This is a genomic window from uncultured Sunxiuqinia sp., assembly GCF_963974515.1.
Taxonomy (GTDB): domain Bacteria; phylum Bacteroidota; class Bacteroidia; order Bacteroidales; family Prolixibacteraceae; genus Sunxiuqinia.
The window spans coordinates 37,748-59,356 of record NZ_CAXBDD010000005.1 but is presented as its reverse complement, the minus strand read 5'-3'; the positions used below and the strand labels follow the sequence as shown (position 1 = coordinate 59,356).

12 protein-coding genes are annotated in these 21,609 nt (G+C 44.2%); 4 read left to right on the top strand and 8 right to left on the bottom strand.

What is annotated here, in order from left to right:
• Positions 1-126: 126 nt before the first annotated feature.
• The 3 genes from AAC033_RS02685 (at position 127) to AAC033_RS02675 (ending at position 3,361) form a co-directional block, all read left to right on the top strand.
• The gene (locus AAC033_RS02685; RefSeq protein WP_339735103.1) at positions 127-513 is read left to right on the top strand and encodes a BlaI/MecI/CopY family transcriptional regulator; all 387 of its coding nucleotides are present in this window, start codon (positions 127-129) and stop codon (positions 511-513) included.
• A complete protein-coding gene (locus AAC033_RS02680; protein ID WP_339735101.1) occupies positions 506-2,020 on the top strand; it encodes a TonB family protein in 1,515 nt (504 codons plus the stop codon). Before AAC033_RS02685 ends, AAC033_RS02680 begins: the two co-directional genes overlap by 8 nt.
• Before the next feature lie 99 nt (positions 2,021-2,119).
• The gene (locus AAC033_RS02675; protein ID WP_339735099.1) at positions 2,120-3,361 is read left to right on the top strand and encodes a tetratricopeptide repeat protein; all 1,242 of its coding nucleotides are present in this window, start codon (positions 2,120-2,122) and stop codon (positions 3,359-3,361) included.
• 167 nt (positions 3,362-3,528) lie between these two features.
• Here AAC033_RS02675 and AAC033_RS02670 read toward each other — a convergent pair whose 3' ends face one another.
• The 3 genes from AAC033_RS02670 to AAC033_RS02660 form a co-directional block, all read right to left on the bottom strand.
• Positions 3,529-3,930 (bottom strand): hypothetical protein, encoded by a 402-nt coding sequence (locus AAC033_RS02670; protein WP_339735097.1) that lies wholly within the window; start codon positions 3,928-3,930, stop codon positions 3,529-3,531.
• A 193-nt stretch (positions 3,931-4,123) separates the two neighbouring features.
• Positions 4,124-7,138: a M1 family metallopeptidase gene (locus AAC033_RS02665; RefSeq protein ID WP_339735095.1), complete on the bottom strand. Its 3,015-nt coding sequence runs from the start codon at positions 7,136-7,138 to the stop codon at positions 4,124-4,126.
• Positions 7,139-7,313: 175 nt separating this feature from the next.
• Complete coding sequence (locus AAC033_RS02660) at positions 7,314-7,646, bottom strand: hypothetical protein (RefSeq protein WP_339735093.1); 333 nt, start codon at positions 7,644-7,646, stop codon at positions 7,314-7,316.
• A gap of 336 nt (positions 7,647-7,982) precedes the next feature.
• Between AAC033_RS02660 and AAC033_RS02655 the strand changes: the two genes are divergently transcribed.
• Entirely contained in the window at positions 7,983-8,186 is a 204-nt protein-coding gene (locus tag AAC033_RS02655; RefSeq protein WP_339735091.1) for a hypothetical protein, read from the top strand.
• Positions 8,187-8,532: 346 nt separating this feature from the next.
• Here the strand turns inward: AAC033_RS02655 and AAC033_RS02650 are convergent, their stop codons facing one another.
• From AAC033_RS02650 to AAC033_RS02630, 5 genes are all read right to left on the bottom strand, one after another.
• On the bottom strand, positions 8,533-10,932 hold the full coding sequence (locus tag AAC033_RS02650; protein ID WP_339735089.1) for a beta-galactosidase: 2,400 nt from the start codon (positions 10,930-10,932) through the stop codon (positions 8,533-8,535).
• A gap of 47 nt (positions 10,933-10,979) precedes the next feature.
• Complete coding sequence (locus tag AAC033_RS02645; protein ID WP_339735087.1) at positions 10,980-14,324, bottom strand: DUF5107 domain-containing protein; 3,345 nt, start codon at positions 14,322-14,324, stop codon at positions 10,980-10,982.
• Positions 14,325-14,331: 7 nt separating this feature from the next.
• A complete protein-coding gene (locus AAC033_RS02640) occupies positions 14,332-17,157 on the bottom strand; it encodes a sugar-binding domain-containing protein (protein WP_339735085.1) in 2,826 nt (941 codons plus the stop codon).
• A gap of 15 nt (positions 17,158-17,172) precedes the next feature.
• Entirely contained in the window at positions 17,173-18,558 is a 1,386-nt protein-coding gene (locus AAC033_RS02635; protein WP_339735083.1) for a sugar porter family MFS transporter, read from the bottom strand.
• A gap of 88 nt (positions 18,559-18,646) precedes the next feature.
• Positions 18,647-21,457: a sugar-binding domain-containing protein gene (locus tag AAC033_RS02630; RefSeq protein ID WP_339735081.1), complete on the bottom strand. Its 2,811-nt coding sequence runs from the start codon at positions 21,455-21,457 to the stop codon at positions 18,647-18,649.
• Positions 21,458-21,609: the final 152 nt, after the last annotated feature.

Here is a 21,609-nt window from a genome sequence, read left to right as displayed (position 1 = left end):
AAGCAGATTATTTCACATGACAAATTTTTTTCGATTTCAAAACTAAAGAATTAGTTTTTTAACTATTCCCATAGTTCAGTGGCCTGATTTTTGTAGTTGCTTCAACCTGAATAAAAAATGAACCTGATGAAAGAATTGACAAAAGCTGAAGAACAAGTCATGCAATTGCTTTGGAAGAAGGAAAAAGCCTTTGTAAAGGAGTTGATTGAACAGATGCCCGAACCGAAACCGGCGTATAACACAGTTTCAACCATCATAAGAATTTTAGAAAAAAAGGGCTTTGTGGCTTATGAGGCTTTTGGAAAAACACACCGTTATTTCCCGCTGATCAGTAAAAAGGAGTACACGCGGAAGTACATGAAAAACTTCATGAAAGGTTATTTCAGCAATTCATTCAAGGAGATGGTTTCGTTTTTTGCGCGCGAAGACAACATGAGCCTGGCCGAACTGGAAGAACTGATGAAAGAAGTGGGCAAGGATTTAAAAGACCCTAACAACAAACGCGATGAATAGCTTTATCAATTACATTTTGGAATCGGGCCTTAGCCTGGGAGCCTTGGCGCTCATTTATTACGTATTTTTGCGTAACGAAACCTTTTTCAAGGCCAACCGCTTGTTTCTGCTTTTAGCCGTTGTTTTTTCAAGCTTACTGCCTTTGTTTCAGTTCAAAGTTTTCGGGTCGTCCGGTCAAGGCAATGCGCTACTGGCCGGATTCGGAACATCCAATATGCTGGAAACAATTACGGTTAGTAGCTCGGGCTTTTCCAATTCGCTGGCCAACTGGATTTCAACCAGCCAGCTGTTGGTTTATGCTTATGTAGCAGGGGCCATCATCATGGGTTTGATTGTGCTCGTCCGGTTGACTCAATTGGCTTACGTCATAAAAAAAGGCCAGTTGGTCACTAAAAATGGAATCAACTACGTTTATATCGACGAAAATTCAAGTCCGTATTCTTTCCTCAATTATTTGTTTGTAAGCCGGGCCCTGGAAGAACAGCCGGGCTGGGAAAAAATGCTTGCACACGAAAGCGAACATATTCGCCAGGGACATACGGTGGATATCTTAATACTCGAACTCATCAGCATTTTTCAGTGGTTCAACCCGTTTTTCTGGCTGCTCCGGCGGGTGATTAAAGAAAACCACGAATACATGGCTGATCGGGCAGTATTAAATCAGGGCGTGGCCGTTAATCATTACAAAGCGGTTTTGGTCACCCAGTTTATTGGTAATCAGTTTTCGATTGCCAACAATTTCAATTCTTCATTAATTAAATCAAGACTAAAAATGATGACAAAAATAAAATCTTCAAACCAAGCCAAATGGCGCTACCTGCTGGGCGTGCTGATGGCTTTTACCCTTGTGCTGGTATTTGCCTGCGAAAATAAGGATGAGAATTTTACTGAAAACCAAACAACGGAACAAGGAGTTCAGCTCAAGTCGGCAAATGGTGAACAGCCACTATTTTTGATTGACGGCGAAATGGCCGACCACGATGCCATGGAAAAATTGGATCCGAATAGTATTGAATCTATTGATGTCCTGAAAGGAGACAATCCGGCTATGGTTGAGAAATATGGTGAATTAGCAAATAATGGGGTAGTCATGATCACCTCGAAGAGTGGCGCACTGGATTCCAAGAACAATGCGGTTAACGAAGTGGTGGTCGTTGGATACGCCGGACAAACTGCTGGTGCTGATGATCCTGCCGTCTTTAATATTGTTGAAGAGATGCCGGAGTTCCCGGGAGGTGAGTTGGAACTGCGTAAATTTATCGCACAGCGTGTCAAATATCCTGTTATTGCTCAGGATAACAGGATTCAGGGAAAAGTATATGTAACCTTCGTGGTTGAAAAAGACGGTTCGGTTGGACGCATTAAGATAGCCCGAGGAGTTGATCCGTCGTTGGATGCCGAAGCCATGCGCGTGGTGAACGAAATGCCAAACTGGGCGCCAGGGAAGCAGCGGGGTGTTAATGTTGCGGTGGCTTACACCGTCCCGATTGAGTTTGTTTTGCAATAGAACTTAAAGTTTGGTGTAAGCCCACGCAAAAGGTCATTCTGAACTTGTTTCAGAATCTTTCCGTGGTTTACACCAAACTTACTTTAAAACAATAAAGCCATGTTCAGAAAATTAACCGTTGCTTTTTTGCTGTTTCTTCCGGCGGTGTGTTGTGCCCAGGATGAAGTCGATTTGTTGCTGTTAAAACAGGAATACACCAAAGCAATTGATCTGATCGATCAGAAACTTCAGACTCAGCCAAGCGGGGACTTGTATTTTAAGAAAAGCCTCGCGCATAAACAACTCATGGATTATCCGGCAGCCATAGCTGATTTGGATTCGGCCTTGAGCAAAGAACCACTAACTGTGACTTATTTGTCTAATAGGGCAGATCTTTTGCAAGCCTTGGGGAACCATCACGAGGCATCGGCTGATTTTGAGCGGGCACTTTCATTGACACCTGACGATTTGCTGCTAAAGTATGCGTTGGGAAAATCCTGGTTATATCTGAATGACTACAAAAAGGCACACAGCACCTTTGCCGAAATACTGCAGGTTGATTCTACAAATGTGATGTATAAAAAGTACGGTGCATTGGCGGCTTACAAAGCGGATTCATTTAAGGTGGCAGCCAGTTTGTACGAAAACTACCTGCGGCAAAACCCCAATGACCTCACGGCCTACTTAAATTTGGCGAGTGTATACGAAAAGTTGAAGGAAAAGAATCGGATGATGATGACTTTATACCGGGCCGGTCGTCAGTTTCCAAATAACCGGACGATTCAACTGAAAACAGCCAATGCTTCCTTCGAAAATAAGGATTTTCAAATGGCTCAGCGTTTGTACCATCAATTTATGACCCGTCACGATACACTTTTACCGGTTCTTCTAAATTATGGGATTTGCCTGTACCACAATAAATACACCGAGGATGCCATTGAGATTTTGGAGAAATGCTACTCCGCGGCGCCCAATGATGTTTATGTGAATTTTTACCTCGGCGTGAGTCACAAACGGTTAGATCATTATGAGCTGGCTTCCAATTACCTGGATTTTGCCATTTATATATCTGTTCCTGAATTTCATCCGGAAATGTACCACCATTTGGCGCAGGTTTACGGTTCACTGCAGGAGTATGAAAAGTCGATTGAATGTTACCAAAAGGCCTATGATCTGGATTCACGGAAAGTTGAGGTTTTGTTTGAAATTGCTACAACCTATGAGGAATATAATTTCAATAAAACACTGGCCATAAATTATTATCGGTCGTATTTGTTGGAAGCGGGCGAAAAGGCCGAAAATGCGGACTATGCGCTCGACCGGATCCAGCGGATTAAGGAGGAATTGTTTTTTGAAGAATAGATATCCGCAAGATTACCTCATGTCATGAAAAAGTCATTCAGTTGTTATTAGGTGGTCATTCAGTGTTTTTAAATTGATCAATAACAATAAAATGATCAGGAATGACAATAATTAACGGCTATGACCAAACAAACAGGTTAAACAGACAATGCTATTCGAATAACAGCCTACGAAGCTTCAGCCAGAAGTTGAATGGCTTCCTGCTTTAGAACCGGGGGCAGTTGAATTTTGCGCCGCTCGATACTCAGCAGCCACTTGCGGATTTCTTCACTATCCAAGGTATAAAGCACATCGCGAAATTCATCAATTTGTTCGTCGCGGTATTCGCTTGGATTAACCCCTTGAAAACGGTCCAGTTCTTGATCTTCGAAATAAACAATTTCATCGGGGTTTTTAAGCATCTCTTCAAAATCACATACCTCGTGTGCGCCGCAGCAATCCAGGGCCACGTTTACTCCATCATTCGTTGTATCGCTTTCCGGGTCTTTTTTGCCAAATCGGTTCGAAAGCCAGGTTCCAACTACGAGCAACACGAAAAGCGCAACAATAATTCCTACTAAAACCAGCATAATTTTAACCCTTTCTCCATCAACCTAAACAACTCAAACCAAAGAGCGTTGAAAGCCAAGCTCTATTTTGAATGAATTGGCTGGCAAAGTTAGCATGAAAAATAAAATTCCGGATGAAATGATCTTCTGAATTAACGATTTATTTCCATGCTGGTTTTTACTGATTTTCCCGGAGATGAATCCAAGTGGAGCTTTAGAATCCTGAACGCCGGTTTAAATTAATTTTTTTAAATGAATCCAGTGTGAAAGTCAGGCGGATTCGATCTTTGAATGGCCCGGTTTCTGACTTGATGTTGTTGCTGATGAACAAGGGGATGTAAAACTCGATGAGGTTCCAGTAGCCTGTTTTTACGCCAGCTTCGAAAAAAACAGTCGGCTTATTTTGGAACTTGCCCCTGGGCTCATTCAGTAAAACCGTTAGAAAAGGTTTTATGGGGAGTTTTTCGATTTTGCGAGGCAAACTGCTTGTTAGTGTCAATGAAAACAGCCAGTTGCTGTAGCCAAGTATGCTATTGGAGGGCGAAACCAATCCTCCTTCGTTCATGGTCATTTGTCTTGACCAGAATGTTGATGGAAACGGACTGAAACGGTCGGGATAAAATCCTTGGTAAAAGTATAATTCGCTGCCACTTCGCCCGGCCGGAGCAAGGTCGTATAGCGGAGCATCTGAAGATTCCTTCAGCATCGCTCCTGAAAACAGGCGGAAGTCAAGCCCTCGATTTTCCCCATAGTAACTTAGCCGGTAATTTAATTCTGCAGTTATTTTCTGATGGAACCGGGAGTGTTCAATGCTACTGTGCAAATAAAACGGATTGATTCTGCTTTGTTTCTTCAGGTGGTATCCGAACTGTACAAAGGAATTATGTTCGGCCTTTTCCTCCCTGTTTAGCTGAGACAAGTTGGATGCTTGGACGTAATTTCCGTAAATGCTTTGGGAGAAGGTTTTTTGGGGATTTGATCTAAAAAAGAGCGCCACACCGGTTTTTAACGTTTGGAAGTGTTGGTTGCCGGGAGCTCCAAACTGACTGCCCTCAATAGAAAAGGTAGCCATTCGAACCCGCTTTTGAAAGGGCGTAATGCTGTAGGATAGTTTTGCGTAGCCAACAAGTTTGGAACGTTCAAATCCATAGAAAGGCATGATGAAGTATTCCAGCCGTTTTGGAATAACAAATCCATTGTTCAAAGCCAGTCCAAGCATCACGCCGTCTTCCCTGGTCCAACTGACTGATGGAAAATACATGAGGTTATTTTTTTCCTGATCTTCGAGTGAAAAATAAAGCTGAGGTTGAATCGGATCTGCCTTTCGGAAGAGCCCGTGGGTTCGGATGTTGTTATTTTTTCTGAATATTTCAGGCATCACATGGTTTGGATCAATTTTGATGTCAGTATAATTACCGGCAGGAAGCTGAATCCATTGTTGCCCCAGAAAACCCTCCACCCATTTTTCAAAATAAACGGAATCTTCATCCAGTCCGGAAATGGCCAACGGCGAAGCCAGTTCTCCCTTGTTCGATACAAGAAGTCTCAGGTCTTCTAAACGTTCAATTTCATAGTCGAGCCGTTTGGTCGTTCCCAGAAAATCCTCAAAGAACCAACGGAGATCTTTTTCGGTGTACGATTCCATCACCAACCGAAAATCGTCAGGTTGCGGGTGCTTGAATTTCCAACGGCGATAGTATTCATTCATGGCAGAATCAAAGAGAGAATCACCCAGGTAAGCACGCAGGTAATTCAATCCACGCGCTCCTTTGTAGTATAACATCAGACCGTAATTGGTCTCGTTCAACTCTGTTGCGCTGAGATTGATTGGTTGCTCCAGATTTTCGCGGGCCAGGCTCAGCCAGTAGTATTCTTCCGCCTCTTGCGCATGTTGTTTATCAAGACTAAAGAATTTCGCCAGTTTCTCATTTTTAATGTAAATCTCCCAGAGCTTTGTATCGGGATACTTTTCAAGCATGTATCGTGCCGTATAAGCGCTAGTGAGCGACTCGTCCAGGTAGGGATGCAGCCGTTCGTTCGAAGCGAGGGCACTGTAAAACCAATTGTGACCAATTTCGTGGGTAATGACTTCATCAAGGCTGTAGGCATCGCTTGTATTGCCAATAACTGCAAAACCCGGATATTCCATTCCAAGCCCTGATTTCAGTGTCGTTTGAACAACCGTCAAGCTGGGGTAGGGGTAATCGCCAATCCATTCGGAAAAGGTGAGCAAGGCCTCGGACACGCTGGGTAGGGCATTTTTCCAGAGCTGGGCCTGCTGCTTGGTATAAAAAACGCAGATAGTCACTGCCTTCCCGGATCCAGGCAATATTACCGTTTTTTTTTCGAGTTGAAAGTCGGGGTCGGCAAACCAGGCAAAATCGTGCACGTTTTTGCTGGTATACTGAATTGTTTTGAGTTTTGTTGAACCATGCGGTTCACCACGATCTTCGCTTGCAAACGTATCGAATTGAATGGGCTTGTTGGCTAATCGTTCTAACCGCTGTCTTTCCTCTATGGTTTTTAGCTCTCCTGTTGCAGCAACGACGTAGTCTTCGGCCAGCGTGATCGAAACCTCATAGGTTCCGAATTCAGAGTAGAATTCCCCCTGATCCAGGTAGGGCATGGGATGCCAGCCGTCTGTGTCGTAGACTGCCGGCTTTGGATACCACTGCGAAATTTGATACGATTTTCCGTTGGATCCAAATCTAGAGAGTTCGCCCCTTGGAATTTTAACCCGAAACGGAGTACTAATGGATATTGTATCGCCAGGTTTCAGAGCCTCATTTAGGTGTACCTGGCAGATGTCCTCGTGGTGCTTAAGGAAATTCCAGCGAACTTCCAGGTTGTTGGCCTTGAAGTCGATTGAATCAATCCATCCGGCTAACTCGGGATTGTCAAAGAGTGCTTGTTTGCCGTACAGTTGGAATAGCTGTTTCGCTAAAGCTGTTTCGTTATTGGAATAGGCATTTGGCCAGAGATGAAGGTAAAGAACACGAAGGGTGTCGGGTGAGTTATTGATGTACTGAAAAGTCTCGTGGCCCCGAAGGACGTGATGTTGATCGTCAAGCGTGACTTGTATTTCGAAATTCACTTCCTGCTGAAAATAATCTTGTGCAGCAGCTTTGCGGGCAGAGATAAACGAGAGGAAAATTAGAACAAAATGTCCTGTCCTGAAGAAATTTAAGATCGTCCTGAACTTGACAATTGTCCTGTATTTATGTTTCATTTCTTTGGATTGAAAATCTAGCTTTCAGGACTCGATTCCAATTTTTGCACCATGGTTTTGTTTGGATCTGAAAGCAAAGCTGCTCCAATGATTTTTCACTTCACACCTTGAAGTCAAAACACGGTAAGCCAGTGCATTGGTTCCAATGCGCGCATCGAATTCAAGTTTGAATCGACTACAAAAGAATGATCAGAAGGATAATGATCAGAAGCGTACTTCCACCGATGTAAATAGTTCCGTTATGCTTCTTTACGGTCTCCTTTATCTCTTTCACTTCTTTACGTAAAACACGTTTTTCCTTGGAGGTCATTTCCGATTTATCGATCTCGCGGATCTCTTCAATACGTTCTACCAGCTTTTTCACCTCTTCATCTGATAGTTTGTTTTCCATTTTTGCCTTAGTCGCGTCGCTTTCGGATGTTGAATTTTCTTCCGCACTATTCGCCAATACTGGGGCTGCGCTGAACGCAAGAATCAGTACAAATACAAAAAAAATAGTCTTTTTCATTTTGTTGAATTTTAAGGTTCATGAACAAATGTGTTAATAATTAACAACTTACATTCGAAATTGTTGGTTCGTTTGTTAATTGAATTGATTTTGAGCAAAGAATCTTACTACTCATAGGCATACTTTGACTTGAATATGAAACCTGATCTGGTGGAACTTTGCAGTGGACGACAGCTTCTTCAGCTTAAAATTGCCAATCTCTCCTCCTATGAAAGACAGGTGTGATAAAATATAACGAACTATTTAGCTGTTTCGAACAGAACAGCATCCTAGCATGTCCATATTTGCTAAATTTAGACATCTGTAATCTCTTTGCAAGATAAAAAATTGGACCCCATGAATAGTAAGTCTATAAAAAAGCAAGAACAGTACTTTGCGACGCAACTATCAAGCGAGGACTATCAGAACTTCAGTGAAGTAGTTCGCGAAGCCCTGCGCATGCATGAATTGTACCGCAACAAAGTATTGACGAACTACGTGCTGAGATCGCTAAGGGATGGGACAGCCCTTCAAGTAAGCGCAGCGTGGAGGACATCGTAAAAGCCAAGACGAAAGCGCATAAAAAGAATAACTCAAGTCCGTTTCACATACAGGCTTTCCCAAGAGGGCGATCGGGACTTGGAAGATATATTGAATTACACTGTTCGGGAATTCGGAATTGATCAGGCTATTGTCTATGTCAGTGGGTTTGAGAAGTTTTGTCAAAGAAAGCCATATCCTCTTCTGCCGCGTCCGGAAAAATCATATCCATATCGTCCGGATACTGCATGCTTCCGGGGATATAATTGAGTTTTTATGGTGCAGAATGGGCGGTGAGACAATCCATTAAAGAATGGAATTTTCAGCCTGTTATTAATCAAATCGTTGCGCTTTGGTTGGACTGAGATTATTGAATTAATGCGATTCCTGCCTTATACTCCGGAATGATTTCAAAATCATTAACCTTTAAATATTTGCCATCTACGAATTCCGGAATCGATTTCAAATCTTTCAGGTAAGGGTAATCTGGATACATCGGATGAAAAATCAACACCATTTTGTTGTTCTTTAGCTGTGAAGTAAAACTTTTCAAGCCGATTTCCCACTTCCGTTCCTGATAAAAATGATCCGTGATCATCCCTCCATTAATGAATGCCAGTCCTCTATCCCCGACATAGTCGATATGGATAAATACATCGTTCAGCTTCGCCATATTTGTGTTTACTTCCAAGGTATACTTTTGGGAAGTAATCTTCTCGATGATCACCTCCGGCTCCAATTTTTCGAATTTCACAGAATAGGCTTGAAAACCAGCAACCTGCGATTTCTCTTCGGCTACACTTGCCGAAGAATCGGTTAGCTTTATTTCTCCTTCTGGAAACACATGGACAATATTCTCGGCGCTTCGGCTAATCAACTGAAGGCCGTTGGAGTCTTCTAAGATCAGCGCATCAGAAATGAAAAGCTTGTCATCAATTTTCGTTGCATTCATCGCCATGTCCTCTGGGATGATCAGAAAATTAACCCCGTTGGCGGTAAAAGTGAAGGGAGCCGCTGATTTTGCTTGGACGCTTTTTATTCCACCAGCCACTCTTACGGAAGCATTCTTTAATTCTGAAATACGCACTTCCGTTGAAAAATTTAGCTCAGGTTCCATCCCGTTTACGGAACTAAAAAGGTAATAATTTTGATTGTCGCTATGTAAAACAGTGAGTGGTTGTACTGTTGCTGATTTCACCGTCGCCCGATCAAGTGTCAGATTGAACGGCAAAATGGCGCTGGTCGCTTTGGGAATGTCGAACGTTCCATTGGAGGGAAAGGAAATAGTCTCGCTGCCGGTTTCAACTTGGATAGCAACATCCTTTATTTCCTTGACTTCAACATGATCCTGAAAATTAATTACAAACAGGAAGCCGGAATCACCATACGAGCGTACCGCATATCGCAGGACATCGGTATTTGCGGGCGTAATCTCCACATTGGTCTCGGGCAAAACGGTCTTCATCGGAGCCAGCCTGTCGCTGTACGCTTCGAGAAACATATGTAGCATTCTCAAGTGCTTGTAATGACAGCGAACCTGCCCATACTGGCCAATGGGAGCTTGAAAATCGTAATTTATGCGAGGGATGCCATTGACTTCTTCGTTGTAAAACGTCCCATCAAACTTGGGCGTTGAGCCTCCGTGATACATGTAGTAGCCTATGCCGTTCGAACCGCTGCCAATAATTCGAACCATCATTGGATGCAGACTTTCGTATGGAACAATGGGCCTGCGCGAAAACTTCGCCTGAATTCCCGGGCCGATTTCTGCGGGGATCGAAGGGTACAAATCGGTTTCGTAGCTCACCGGGCTGTAGTCAGGATTTTTATGAATGTCCTTGAAAAGATAGAAAGGTGAAGGACTTGGCACTGCCCAAAACGGGTAGGCATAACCAGCCGTTACCGGCAAACTTCCTTTCTCGACAATGGTGGCGTTGCCCCATCCGGTGGCTGTATATAAAGGCACATCGATCCCGTGTTTTTTCGCCATTGCTTTCAGATTGGCCATGTGTTTCTTGCCGTATTCCGACCATGGATTTTTTCCGTCGGTAACGGTAATTTGCTCGTGTGTCAACGCTGCATCCCGGTTAGCAACGGTATATTCCACTTTGCTGCCCGGGTAAGTGAACTCCCAGGGAGCCGCGGAATGCTGGAATTCGTTTTCCAATTGAACACCCACTACAGGTCCCCCGTCCTTGTATAGCAACCCTTTGATCTGTGCAGCAATTTGCCCATACAAACGATCAACATATCCGAGGTATTCTGGATCATTGCTGCGAACTTCAAATGACCTACCGTACAACCAGTCCGGGAGTCCTCCGTTTCTCATTTCTCCGTGACAAAACGGCCCCATGCGAACGATGGCATATAGTTGATGTTTCGCCACCAGCTCGACAAACTTTCGAAGATTAAGATCACCACTCCAGTCAAATTCACCCTGTTGGCGCTCGTGGATGTTCCAAAACACATAAGATGCAATCACATTAATCCCACCGGCTTTCATTTTCAGAATTGATTCTTCCCAGTAGGCTTCCGGATATCTCGAAAAATGAAATTCACCAATGACCGGAAAAAAAGGCTTTCCATCGTGTTCGATGTAATAACTATTTACCGAAATTTCCTCACCTGCGGAATTGCTTCCTCCCAAATCAAGATGACCCCGGATAATTTCTTTTTCCGGTCTGTCAATATTGACTATGTAGCTTGTTTGCGCCTGCATGGCCAGTGATGTCAGTACTCCGATAAATACGATAATTGATCTTTTCATTCCCACTATTTTAAAATTGAAATCCATTCGTTGCTTGATCCTTGCGGCTAAGTTTTTTTCACAATCTGCTTCGTGCTGAATAGGTGATCCTGCGCTCCAACGTGCATCGCATTGATTTGAAGCACTTCAGCAAACAACTCCAAGGCTTTTGTTTTGTTTCCAAGGCCTAATTCAGCCAATCCAATTAAGTATTTAGATTCCAGCTTATTTCTTTTCTGCAGATCTTCTTCGAACACCAGCAACAAGGGGAGCGAGGTCGCAAAATAATCGATCCGGGCCTCTTGGGTTAGCTTCTCTTCACCAAACTGACGAATCTTCTTCAACAAGCCAAAAGCCTCGTCCGATTGCCCCAATTCCATCAACGACATGGCTTTATAGTACGACAATTCGGAATACGCGCTAACTGCCATATCGACAAAATCGCCTTCTTCATGGGAACTATGCAGAAAACAGTCGTTGGCTTTTTCCTGCTGGCCCAATGCTTTGCAGGCCATTCCTTTCCAATAGTTGATGTGCGCTACAGCCTGCAACGGATGATACTTTTCGCCCAGGTTGTCGGGTGTATCCAGCGATTTTTCAAAAAAGGCCAGTGCCTTCTGCGGTTCATTGTGCTGTAAAGCCTTTTGTCCAAACTTCAAACACGAATAGGTATATTGACGCAACACCTGTCCTTCACCTCCCTCCCAAGGGTGAAAGCTTTTATTCTGAAGCAATTCAAGCGCTTTCTCATGCTGCCCGGTAAAATTATACAAGGCGGCCAGTTCGACACTGAAATCATCGCGTGTCAATATCTTTTCGTTTAATGTTTCGAGGTAAGCCAAACGTTCAGCTGGATTGTCGTTCAACTTTTTCCGTAGTTGGTCGAACTCGTATTGGATGCGCATATCTTCGGGCGATAGCATCACTGCTTTTTCGAAAGCCTCTCTCGCCTTTTTGCCGTCGCCATAGGTGTTCCAATACGCAATGCCCAAGTTTCGGTACAATGTGCCATAGCGGCAACCAGCACTGGCTGCTTTTTCCCAGCTACGGATGGCATCTTCGTGGCGTTTCAGATTGAAGTAGTAATTTCCAAGCCCATAAGCTGCCAGCGAAACGGCTTCGTTTTGCTGGATGGCCCATTCCAGTACCAATTGTTCTTGAATTCGTGAAGGAAAAAAGTAATCGTAGGAAGAAGTTGAGAGTTCTTTAAGTGCGGATTCCGATTCCGCTTTCTTGCCTGCCTTTTCAAAAAGCCAGGCTAAAATAAATCGGGTCATTACCGTTTGTTTCAGCGGATTTGGCACGGCACAGTCGGCAGGCTCATGTGTATGGTGCAGTTCAATGAGCTGAATAGCCTCCTCATAAAAGCCGGCTTCACAATAGTCGAAAGCGATATCAACGATGGTTTGTCCATCATTCCTGGATGATCTTAAGAACTCATCATCATTTCCTGATAAAGTTGCCTGAACATGTTTAGCCCATTGATCCAATGAGTCTGTTTTCAGGAGTGAGGTGAGTGTTTCTCCGGCTAGCTTATCGTTGCCCAAGCGTTTGTTTATAACTGCTTTTAGTACAAAAGCTTTGTTGTTCTGCCTGTTTGTATCCAGCGAGGCTTCCAGATGTTCCAGTGTTTGTGCATAATCCTCCCGGAGGCAATCGATTAGCGCCAGACGATAATAGGCAGCTGATCGCCATTCGTAATTCCATGTTGATTTATAGAGTAGGGCATAGGCTTCATCCATTCTATCCAGATACATGGCGGTCAATCCAGCAAAATAATACGCTTCGCCCGATGCCGGGTTAGGATGGTGGCTGGTTTGGATTTCAATGGCTGCTCGAAAGTGTGCCTCAGCTTTGCTGAAATTGCCTTTTTTAAGTTCCGAACGGCCAAGAGAATAAAATGCTTTATGGTTTGCCGGGTCACGCTTGATAGCTTCCTCCCAGTAAGGTTCGGGATATCGTGTTGGATGCCTGTAAAGTTCGAGATGTTCGCCGATCAACTCCAATTCGAAGCTACTCTTCACATCCGTAGGCTGGGCAGGTTCTTTAGCCAGCTGTCGCTTGCGCTGCTTGATTGTTTCGCGATGCTGGTAGGCAATCAGTTCCCTGCCTTGTTCATTTGTAATGACGAGCGAAATCGCGTTTTCCTGTCCCGCTTCAATCCCAATCTTTTTTTCAATCCATGGATTTTCAGGTGAGACCGATAGATTTTTAAAAACGTGTTGCTGGTTGCCAATTTTCAGAATAAACTGCAGGTTGTCAAATTTCCGGCTGCTTGCTACCCCAAGATCCAGTTTGTTGCCTTGTCGAATAACCAGTCGGATGGCCAAATCGTTGTTGGCATTTTGCACCGGACCAACTTTTTTATAACTCCACCAGAATTGTGAAAATGTTTTGGTTTCGTAAGGCAACAGATAGGTAAAATCAGGCTGGTTATCGGTATAAACGCCAGCCATTAATTCGAAATACGGACCCCCCTCATCTGTCAGTTCGCGATCCCATGCCTTGCCAAATTTCTCATTTCCCCAGGTCCACTGCTTCTTGCCCGGCGCAATGTGCCTGTTGGCCACATGAATAAAGCCTCCTTCTTTTTTAAAGTCATACCCTCCAAAGAAATCATACTTTGTTTCGCAAACCATGTAGCTGGTAGGAACCGGAATATTCTGATAAAATCGCAAATCATTTTTCCCCGGACGTTCATGATAGGGAACGCCATAGTAGTCGTTTTCGGCAAAAGGAAAGCTACTCATGGCACGCACCGCATGATCGGCCACAAAATGCACATCGGGCGGAAAGAAACTCTGGTAGTCGTCGTGTACGCTTACAGCAACATTGGCCCACCACAAAAAGTTTTGGGTCAATGGAGTCCGGTTGAACAGGCGTCCCCGGAGTTCAATCAATGAACTATCCGGCCGAAGCCGAATTCCGTGCATCCCTTTCATTCGGTTCATCGGGTCATATTCCGACATCCAGATGGTTTTTACGCCTTCGGCTTCCTCTTCAATAAAAATATCAGTTGGCAAATATGTTCCGGGCCGGTGATGCTGTGGCCAGTTGAACTCAACACCTCCGCTGATCCAGGGTCCGGCAAGCCCTACCAATGCCGGTTTTATAACTTTCTGCTTGTAGAAAAAGTCATAACCGTTGTTGGTCTTATCCTGCGCCTCAAAAATCCGGCCTCCAATTTCGGGCAGCATAACCAAACGTACAAAATCGTTTTCAAGGACTACCGCATCGTACGACTGGTCTTTCTTTTCATCAAAAACCTTATCAATAAAAGGTACTGGATAGACTTTCCCGCTTGAGCCCTGGTACACTCTTTTCTCGAAGAAGAGTGGATTGATTTCGGGCTTTCCAAGTCCATAGGTTGGTATGATACGTGGCTCTTGATATGCTTTTACTATCTTGTTCATCAGTGATTTATCTTATAATCGAATTCAGCTGCGATATGCTCAACCCAACAGTTGGATCAAATTGATCGCCAGCCATATAATTTAGAATGCTCTTTTTCAATTGGATCGCTTCAATCCGGTTGTCAAGATTATTGACCAAATCGACACCACTGATAAATAGGCTGCCTTTTCCAACTTTTGCTTCGAGCAGGAGCGCTAGTCTTCTGTTGGAAACCCAGTCATCAATAATCCGGACGACAGGCCTTAATTCAGGGGTGAATGAATCAAGCTGAATCGCATCAGCATGGCTCATTGCGTCCCACCACTGCCAGTTTGAGTGGTATTCAGTTGGGAATTCAGTTAAAGCCGGATGGTCGGGATCGCATAAAATGCCAAGTGTGTGCGGCTTTTGTCCGTTAGTCCACGCGGTATTCCAGAAGATGCTGGAAAAACCGACACCAATACTGCCTCCCATATCCGGAGCAACTTTACCTTTCCCAAGACTCAGCAGGACTTTTCCTCCATCTTCCAAAAACTTGATAGTCGACTGGTCAAGCTTTTCAACAACCCGGATCGTTTGTGGGACTGTAACTTCAGACGCAGGATACACCCATACGTCCCAGGAATTTTCATACTCGTTGATGGAAACTTCGAGGGTGAGCTTTCGTGGTTTGTCCTCCGTTTGAAATTGGTGAACAACTTTTCCGAGTTTAATGGCATTGCCAAATGGAATATCTTGCTGCCCTAGTGTTCCTTCAGCGATCACCGTTTCGTTCTGATAAATTTTCCATTGCGGATTAACCCCTTTTAACTCTGATTCTCCGAAATGAGCGACTTCAATATTTGCAGTTAGTGTTTCGCCTTCCCTGAAAATTCGTTTATCCAGCCTTGCTAAAGGTACTGTTGAATTGCAAAAACGGCGATACTCTTCAGGTGTGATGTATCCCTTCTCTTCCCAGAATGGATCGAGCACACCAACCAATGCGGTTCCCTGTCCGGGAAAATCATGCAAATCAAGCAACTGGAAGCCACCGAAATTCGGGGTTCTCAGAGCCGCTTCAATATCGGCTTTATAACCAAGCGCCTGCAATTTGCCGGATGCCAGTAGAAAACTGTCGGCTAAATGTCCCATGTGGTGGGCATTCAGACTTTCTTCAAATAGTTCGAAGTTCTTCGCTTTCAACACACCCGTGTATTTCTTGATCTCCTTAAAATTTGGATAAACACACCATTGCCCTATTTCGTGACTGACAACCGGACTTTGCAGATTGGCAATACCATCGGACCAATCATAATCGCTTCGCGGAGCTTGACTGTTGATAATACTATTTAATTCTTCGCCCCAACCCTGAATGCGCACTTTGTTATGCGTCACATGAAATTCATTTTCATCAATTACCGGCCAACCAGCGCTAGAGGTGTATAACCGGCGGTTATCTTTTTCTTTCCAGTAGCTTACAAACTCCTTTAAATAGTCGACATGTCCGGGGCCGCCCGGCTCATTTCCAGATGCCATCATGACAAACGAAGGGTGGTTTCCGTAGGCGCTAACAATGCGTTCGCTCTCATCATAAATATACTGGTCGATGGGCAAGCCGCTTCCCAGTTTTGTACTTTGATTGGGCCAGGATGAACATTCGACCTGGAGATAAACTCCCATTTCATCAGCGGCTACAAAGGCTGCTTTAGGCGGGCACCAAGAGTGAAAACGAACATGGTTCAATCCATGCGCTTGAACTGCTGTGAATACTTTTTCCCATCCACTGACATCGGTTGGTGGATAACCGGTCAAGGGAAAAATGGCACACTCCAATGTTCCACGCAAAAAGATGGGGCGACCATTGATAGACAAGCCTGATGTATTGGCCGTAAAATCGCGGAATCCGAAATCGACAGACTGCTGATCTTCTCCTTCCTCGTATGCCATTTCAACAGAAAGCGTGTATACGTTTGGGTTGAATTCATCCCATGTCAGGACATCGTCGCCCAACAGATACTCCATTCGGATACTGCTTTCTCCAGAGGGAATTGAAAATTCAAACTGTTTCTTTTCTGTTGTGTTGTCCGATTTCTTAAGCTTTGCTTCAACTTCAACGCTTACGTTTGTTTTTTCTGAAGAGGTATTGTTGACAACAGCTTTTATTTCAACCGAATTTGATTCAGTCTTTGGAAAAACCTGGATATCCTCAAAATAGATTTTGTCGGCACTTTGCAACGAAAGATCCCCGACAATTCCATTCCAGTTCGACTGGGTATGGTCTGAAATACTATGCGAATTTTCACCAACATCAAGGTCTTTGGTGCGGTTGTCGATGCAAATGGAAATCAGATTTTCTCCCGTGTTCAGAAAAGATGTAACATCAAATTCGTGTGGAGTTGCGAGGCTGTTTTGCATCCCCACCTTTTCACCATTGATCCAAACGGTCGATTCCCAGTGCGGACGTTCAAGGTTAAGAAAAATATTTTTCTCGTTCCAGTCTTCCGGGATGCTTACTTTTTTCTGATACCAGGCAGCACCAGTATATTTTTTCAGCGGTTGCAGCCAAAACGGGAACCGGATATTTTCAGGGTTGTGGTAGGGCGCATAATTTGGATCATTGAACCATTCCGGGTTTTGAACTCCACCCGTCCATTCTGTTTCCATAGTAATGTCAAACCCTTTATCATTTTCAACCATCGACCCGGGAAGGGTAACCCGTTCAGTAAGATTTTGGGAATACCATTGCTCTTTGGTTCCAACATCAAGCGAATCGATCTTAAATTGCCATTCTCCACTCAGGTCCATCTTTTGTGTTGGCTCCGGGCTGCACGCCCAAATGGCCAGGATTAATACGAAAAATTGAATCGTTTTCATTGAATTTTGTTTTAGTTAGTTTATAATTTCGTGTTCGATTTCTTCCAAAGATTTTCCTTTGGTCTCAGGTAATTTTTTATAGATGAAGACCAGTCCGCCCAAACAGATCAATCCGTAAAGCCAGAAGGTACCCGATGCACCAAACGCATTGTTTAGCAGCGGGAAGGTGTAAGTCAGGAGGAAGCTGGCCAGCCAAAGCGAAACGGTAGCAACAGCCATAGCCGCTCCACGGATGCGGTTGGGAAAAATTTCGGAGAGTACCACCCAGGTAACCGGGGCGAGTGACATGGCGTAACAGGCAATAGCCAGAACAACCAGAAAAAGAAGAATTCCGCCGGAAATATGGAAATAATAGGCAGCGCCCATTAAGGCGTAAATGCCAGCTAAGCCACCGGCGCCCATGATCATCAAAGCCCTTCGTCCTAATTTGTCGACGGTGTAAATGGCAACAAAAGTAAATACCAGGTTTACACTGCCGGTAACCACAATATTGAAAAGGATATCGGAAACCCCGTAGCCGGCGGCCTCAAAAACCTCTTCGGCATAGTTGAAAATGACGTTGATTCCACACCATTGCTGAAATGCGGCAATCACGATTCCAATGAGCAGCACCTTTTTGATGCCTGGCTCAAACAGTTGCCGATAGTTTACTTTGCCGGTTTCATTGTCCAGTGTTTCCCGGATGTTGGCATATTCCTTATGTGCATAGTCGGCTCCACCAATGCGGGCCAGAATGCGTTCAACCTTGGCCTCTTTTCCGTTCTTGGCCAACCAACGTGGACTTTCAGGGACAAAGAACATCAGGATAAAAAATAAACCGGCTGGTATCGTTTCAGCCCAAAACATCCAGCGCCAGGCCATTTGCCCATTCCACGATGCCAGGATTTCGCCATCGGTTGCTCCCGGAGCAACAGGCTCAGCGATTTGCCAGTTTGCCAGTTGTGCCAGCAGGATGCCAGCAACAATGGTGAGCTGATTGAGCGAGACAAACTTTCCGCGCACAGCGGCCGGCGCCACTTCTGCAATATACATGGGCGATAAATTTGAGGCTAATCCAATACCAATACCTCCCAGGATGCGGTAAATGATGAAGATATAATATTGATTGGAAGCTCCCGTTCCAATGGCCGAAAGGGTAAACAAAAAAGCGGAGAAGATCAGTAGCTTTTTCCGTCCGTAGCGATCGGAAAACACTCCGGAAGCAATTGCCCCCATCAGGCACCCGAGCAAGGCACTACTCATCGCCCACCCTTGTAAATTTGGCGATTGTGCGATATCGAAAAATTTCTCGTAGAAGGGTTTTGCTCCACCAATCACGACCCAGTCGTAGCCAAACAATAAGCCTCCCAAGGCAGATACCATCGATATCGCAAAGATGTATTTCGTGTTTAATTTGCTCATTTTAGTTTTGTTGATTTTTAGTCTGTCTTCAGTTCGGGTTATCTTTCTAAATGCACAACTTCAAGTGTTCATCAGTCGTTCTGACTCATTAATTGTCGTAAATACTCCCTCTGCCAATATCTTTTTCACTCTCCAGTATAAGCGACTTTATTTGCTCCGGGGATATCTGCCCCGACGGGTTGAAGTCGCCGCTATTCATATAGTGCAATAAGCTGAATAAAAGCTGCTTGGCAACTATTCTGCTTTCAATATCTGTTGATAAATCCATGGTGCAAAACAGCAATTGGCCTTCGCCAACCCTGGCTTCGAAAACAGATGCCAAGCTACTGTTGCGGTTAAAATTGTCGATGTTAATCAAGATTGGGTTGGCTCCCAGAATGCTGTCCAGGAAAACGACGCGCGAGTTTTTATTCAGATCCCACCATTGCCAGTTGGAGTGAAAATCGGTTGGAAAATTGGTAAAGGCAGGATGATCTGGATCACATAGCAAGCCCATTGTTCCGGCCTGATTTGGGAAGTGTACCGGACTCCAAAACACAGGGACAAACTTGCCTTCCAAACCTTTTATTCTTTTGAAATTGGGATTATAAAGTACTTTTTCACCTTTTTGAAGTGCGTCGGTTGCTTCCTCCAAATCGCGGGTATAAATTACATTACCCTCATTGATGGCAAGTACATTTGGATAAACCCAAACATCCCAACTATTGGAATGATCGCCAACGTGCAGCGTTAATTTCAACTTAGCCGCTTTGGTAACTTCACTCAGGCTCGCAGAAATCTTTCCTAAATCAGGATTTGCACCGATACCGATTTTTGTAGTTGAAAACTTACCATTCTTCACCAAACGGCCATCAGCAGTTGCTAATTCCCATAAAACTTCCTTATTTATGAGTGGTTCCGGTGAGTAATTTGAAACAGCGACAGAGGCCTCAAATGTTTCATCGTTCAGGTAAACCGCTTTGGGAAAATTGGCAAAGGGAACCACCGGGGATGAAAATTGGGTGTATTCTTCGGGCCTTACAATTCCCTTACTATCGTAAAAAGCATCGAGCAAACCCACAAGCGCAGTGCCCTGACCGGGGAAATCGTGCAGATCGAGCAATTGGTAGCCGCTCAAGCCATCTGATTTCAGAGCTCGCTCAATTTCTTCTTTGTATAAAAGGTATGCGAATTTCCCGGTTGCCATTAGGTAATCGTCAGCTCTGTTTAGCAGTCCTTTTTGTTTCATATCGTTGCGAACCGCTATAAAGTTTAGCGGAGTAAGAATGCCTGTGTATTTCTGAATTTCTTTTAGGTCTGGGAATACAGCATACTGGCCGATCTCATGCGAAATTAACGGAACTGGCAAGCCTTCAATGGAGGAAGTGTACATTTTATCAAAGCTGGGAGCTTCGCTATCAAAAAGGCCTTGTCCGCGCACCCATCCTTTCTTGGTGATTTGTGTGGTGAAATAGTCATCATTGGGTTCTGGCCATTTGCCGTGACCTTTTTCGAAAGTATAAGCGGTAGTGCAGTAAAGGTGCCTGGGATCTTTCTTCTTCAAATCGAGCAACATCGATTCGAGAACATTGAAATCGCCTTGTAATTCATTTCCAAGTGTCCACAAAGCAAAGGAAGGATGGTTGCCATATTCGTGTATCATGCGCTCGGCTTCGGCTTTTAGAAAATCGATTGTCTGTTGGTCCTCACCAATGTCGAGTGTCCAAACCGGCAATTCTACCTGAAGGTAAAAGCCCATGCTGTCCGCCACATTAAAAGCTGCTTTGGGCGGGCACCACGAATGAAAGCGCAAGTGGTTCATTCCCCATTCTTTAGCGGTTGTAAAAACTTTGTCCCAACCTTTTTCGTCCATTGGCGGATAACCCGTAAGCGGAAAGATATTGCATTCGAGCGTTCCTCTCAAAAACAAACGTCGTCCGTTGATTTGCAATTTTGCATTTCCGTTCGTGATTTGCCGCATTCCAAAGGTGGTCGATTTGTGGTTTGAAAATCCCTTGCCTTCAACTTCAACAGCCAGTTGATAAACATTTGGGTTGAATTCATCCCAAAGTTTCATTTCATCACCCATTGGGTAGATCCGCTCAAAAACCTGCTTTCCCGGTTCGAGATTTATTTCTGATTTCAATTCAGGCAGGCTTTCTGCTCCATTCTTCAATTTTACATTCAAATTCAGTTTCCCCTTTTGCTTTTTCCCCTTGTTGTTCACGGTGGTAAGTACACGGCAAATTTTCTCCTCAATATCGGGGTACACTTGTATGTTAGCAATAAAAATGGGGTCGGTTGCAGTCAGGCTTATTTCGCCAATAATTCCATTCCAAATAATTTGAGTTTCGTTGGTATAGGCATGTCCCATTTCATTAACGCTAATGCTGTACTTTTTCCTATTGTCAACCCTGATGGTTAAGACATGCTCTCCGGGTGATAGTAGTCCAGAAAGATCATAAGAATGTGGGGTGACCAAGCTTTCCTCGAAGCCTGTTGGTTTTCCGTCGATCCACACTTGTGTTTCCCAGATTACCCTTCCGAGCTTGAGTTGAATATTCTTGTCCTTCCAGCATTGAGGGATTATTAATTTTTTCTGATACCAGGCAGCTCCACGATACGAGTTTTTACGCGTAAGTCGTAATACCTGAGGTTTTTCAAGCTTTGGAGTTAAGGTATTGGGGACTCCCAGTTCTGCGTCATCGGTAGTTCCGGGCAAGGCAATACTTCCAGATAATTCGTTCTCAAACCAATTCTCTTGAATACCTGCGTCGGCACTATCGAGTTGAAAACTCCAGATGCCCTCTAACGAAATGACATCGTTTTGTGCAAAACAGCTGCTCCATCCCGTCAATAGAACAATGATGACAAGCAAATTTTTCAGAAATGTTAATAGCTCCTTCGGTTCAATTTTCATGTTTTTACACTTTCAGATAATAATTTCTGTCAGGATCAACCTCATACAGTTTTTTACTGGCAGATAGAACTCGTCGACGTTACGATGAATAAGATAGGCAAATAAGAATAAATGGTCGGTCCAATGAATTTTAGGGAACCGACCATTTTATT

Excerpts from the sequence above, each read along its gene's own strand:
- AAC033_RS02660 (WP_339735093.1), bottom strand. The coding sequence starts at position 7,646 with ATGAAAAAGACTATTTTTTTTGTATTTGTACTGATTCTTGCGTTCAGC.
- AAC033_RS02630 (WP_339735081.1), bottom strand. The coding sequence starts at position 21,457 with ATGAAAATTGAACCGAAGGAGCTATTAACATTTCTGAAAAATTTGCTT.
- AAC033_RS02675 (WP_339735099.1), top strand. The coding sequence starts at position 2,120 with ATGTTCAGAAAATTAACCGTTGCTTTTTTGCTGTTTCTTCCGGCGGTG.
- AAC033_RS02650 (WP_339735089.1), bottom strand. The coding sequence starts at position 10,932 with ATGAAAAGATCAATTATCGTATTTATCGGAGTACTGACATCACTGGCC.
- AAC033_RS02665 (WP_339735095.1), bottom strand. The coding sequence starts at position 7,138 with ATGAAACATAAATACAGGACAATTGTCAAGTTCAGGACGATCTTAAAT.
- AAC033_RS02635 (WP_339735083.1), bottom strand. The coding sequence starts at position 18,558 with ATGAGCAAATTAAACACGAAATACATCTTTGCGATATCGATGGTATCT.
- AAC033_RS02640 (WP_339735085.1), bottom strand. The coding sequence starts at position 17,157 with ATGAAAACGATTCAATTTTTCGTATTAATCCTGGCCATTTGGGCGTGC.
- AAC033_RS02685 (WP_339735103.1), top strand. The coding sequence starts at position 127 with ATGAAAGAATTGACAAAAGCTGAAGAACAAGTCATGCAATTGCTTTGG.
- AAC033_RS02645 (WP_339735087.1), bottom strand. The coding sequence starts at position 14,324 with ATGAACAAGATAGTAAAAGCATATCAAGAGCCACGTATCATACCAACC.
- AAC033_RS02670 (WP_339735097.1), bottom strand. The coding sequence starts at position 3,930 with ATGCTGGTTTTAGTAGGAATTATTGTTGCGCTTTTCGTGTTGCTCGTA.
- AAC033_RS02655 (WP_339735091.1), top strand. The coding sequence starts at position 7,983 with ATGAATAGTAAGTCTATAAAAAAGCAAGAACAGTACTTTGCGACGCAA.
- AAC033_RS02680 (WP_339735101.1), top strand. The coding sequence starts at position 506 with ATGAATAGCTTTATCAATTACATTTTGGAATCGGGCCTTAGCCTGGGA.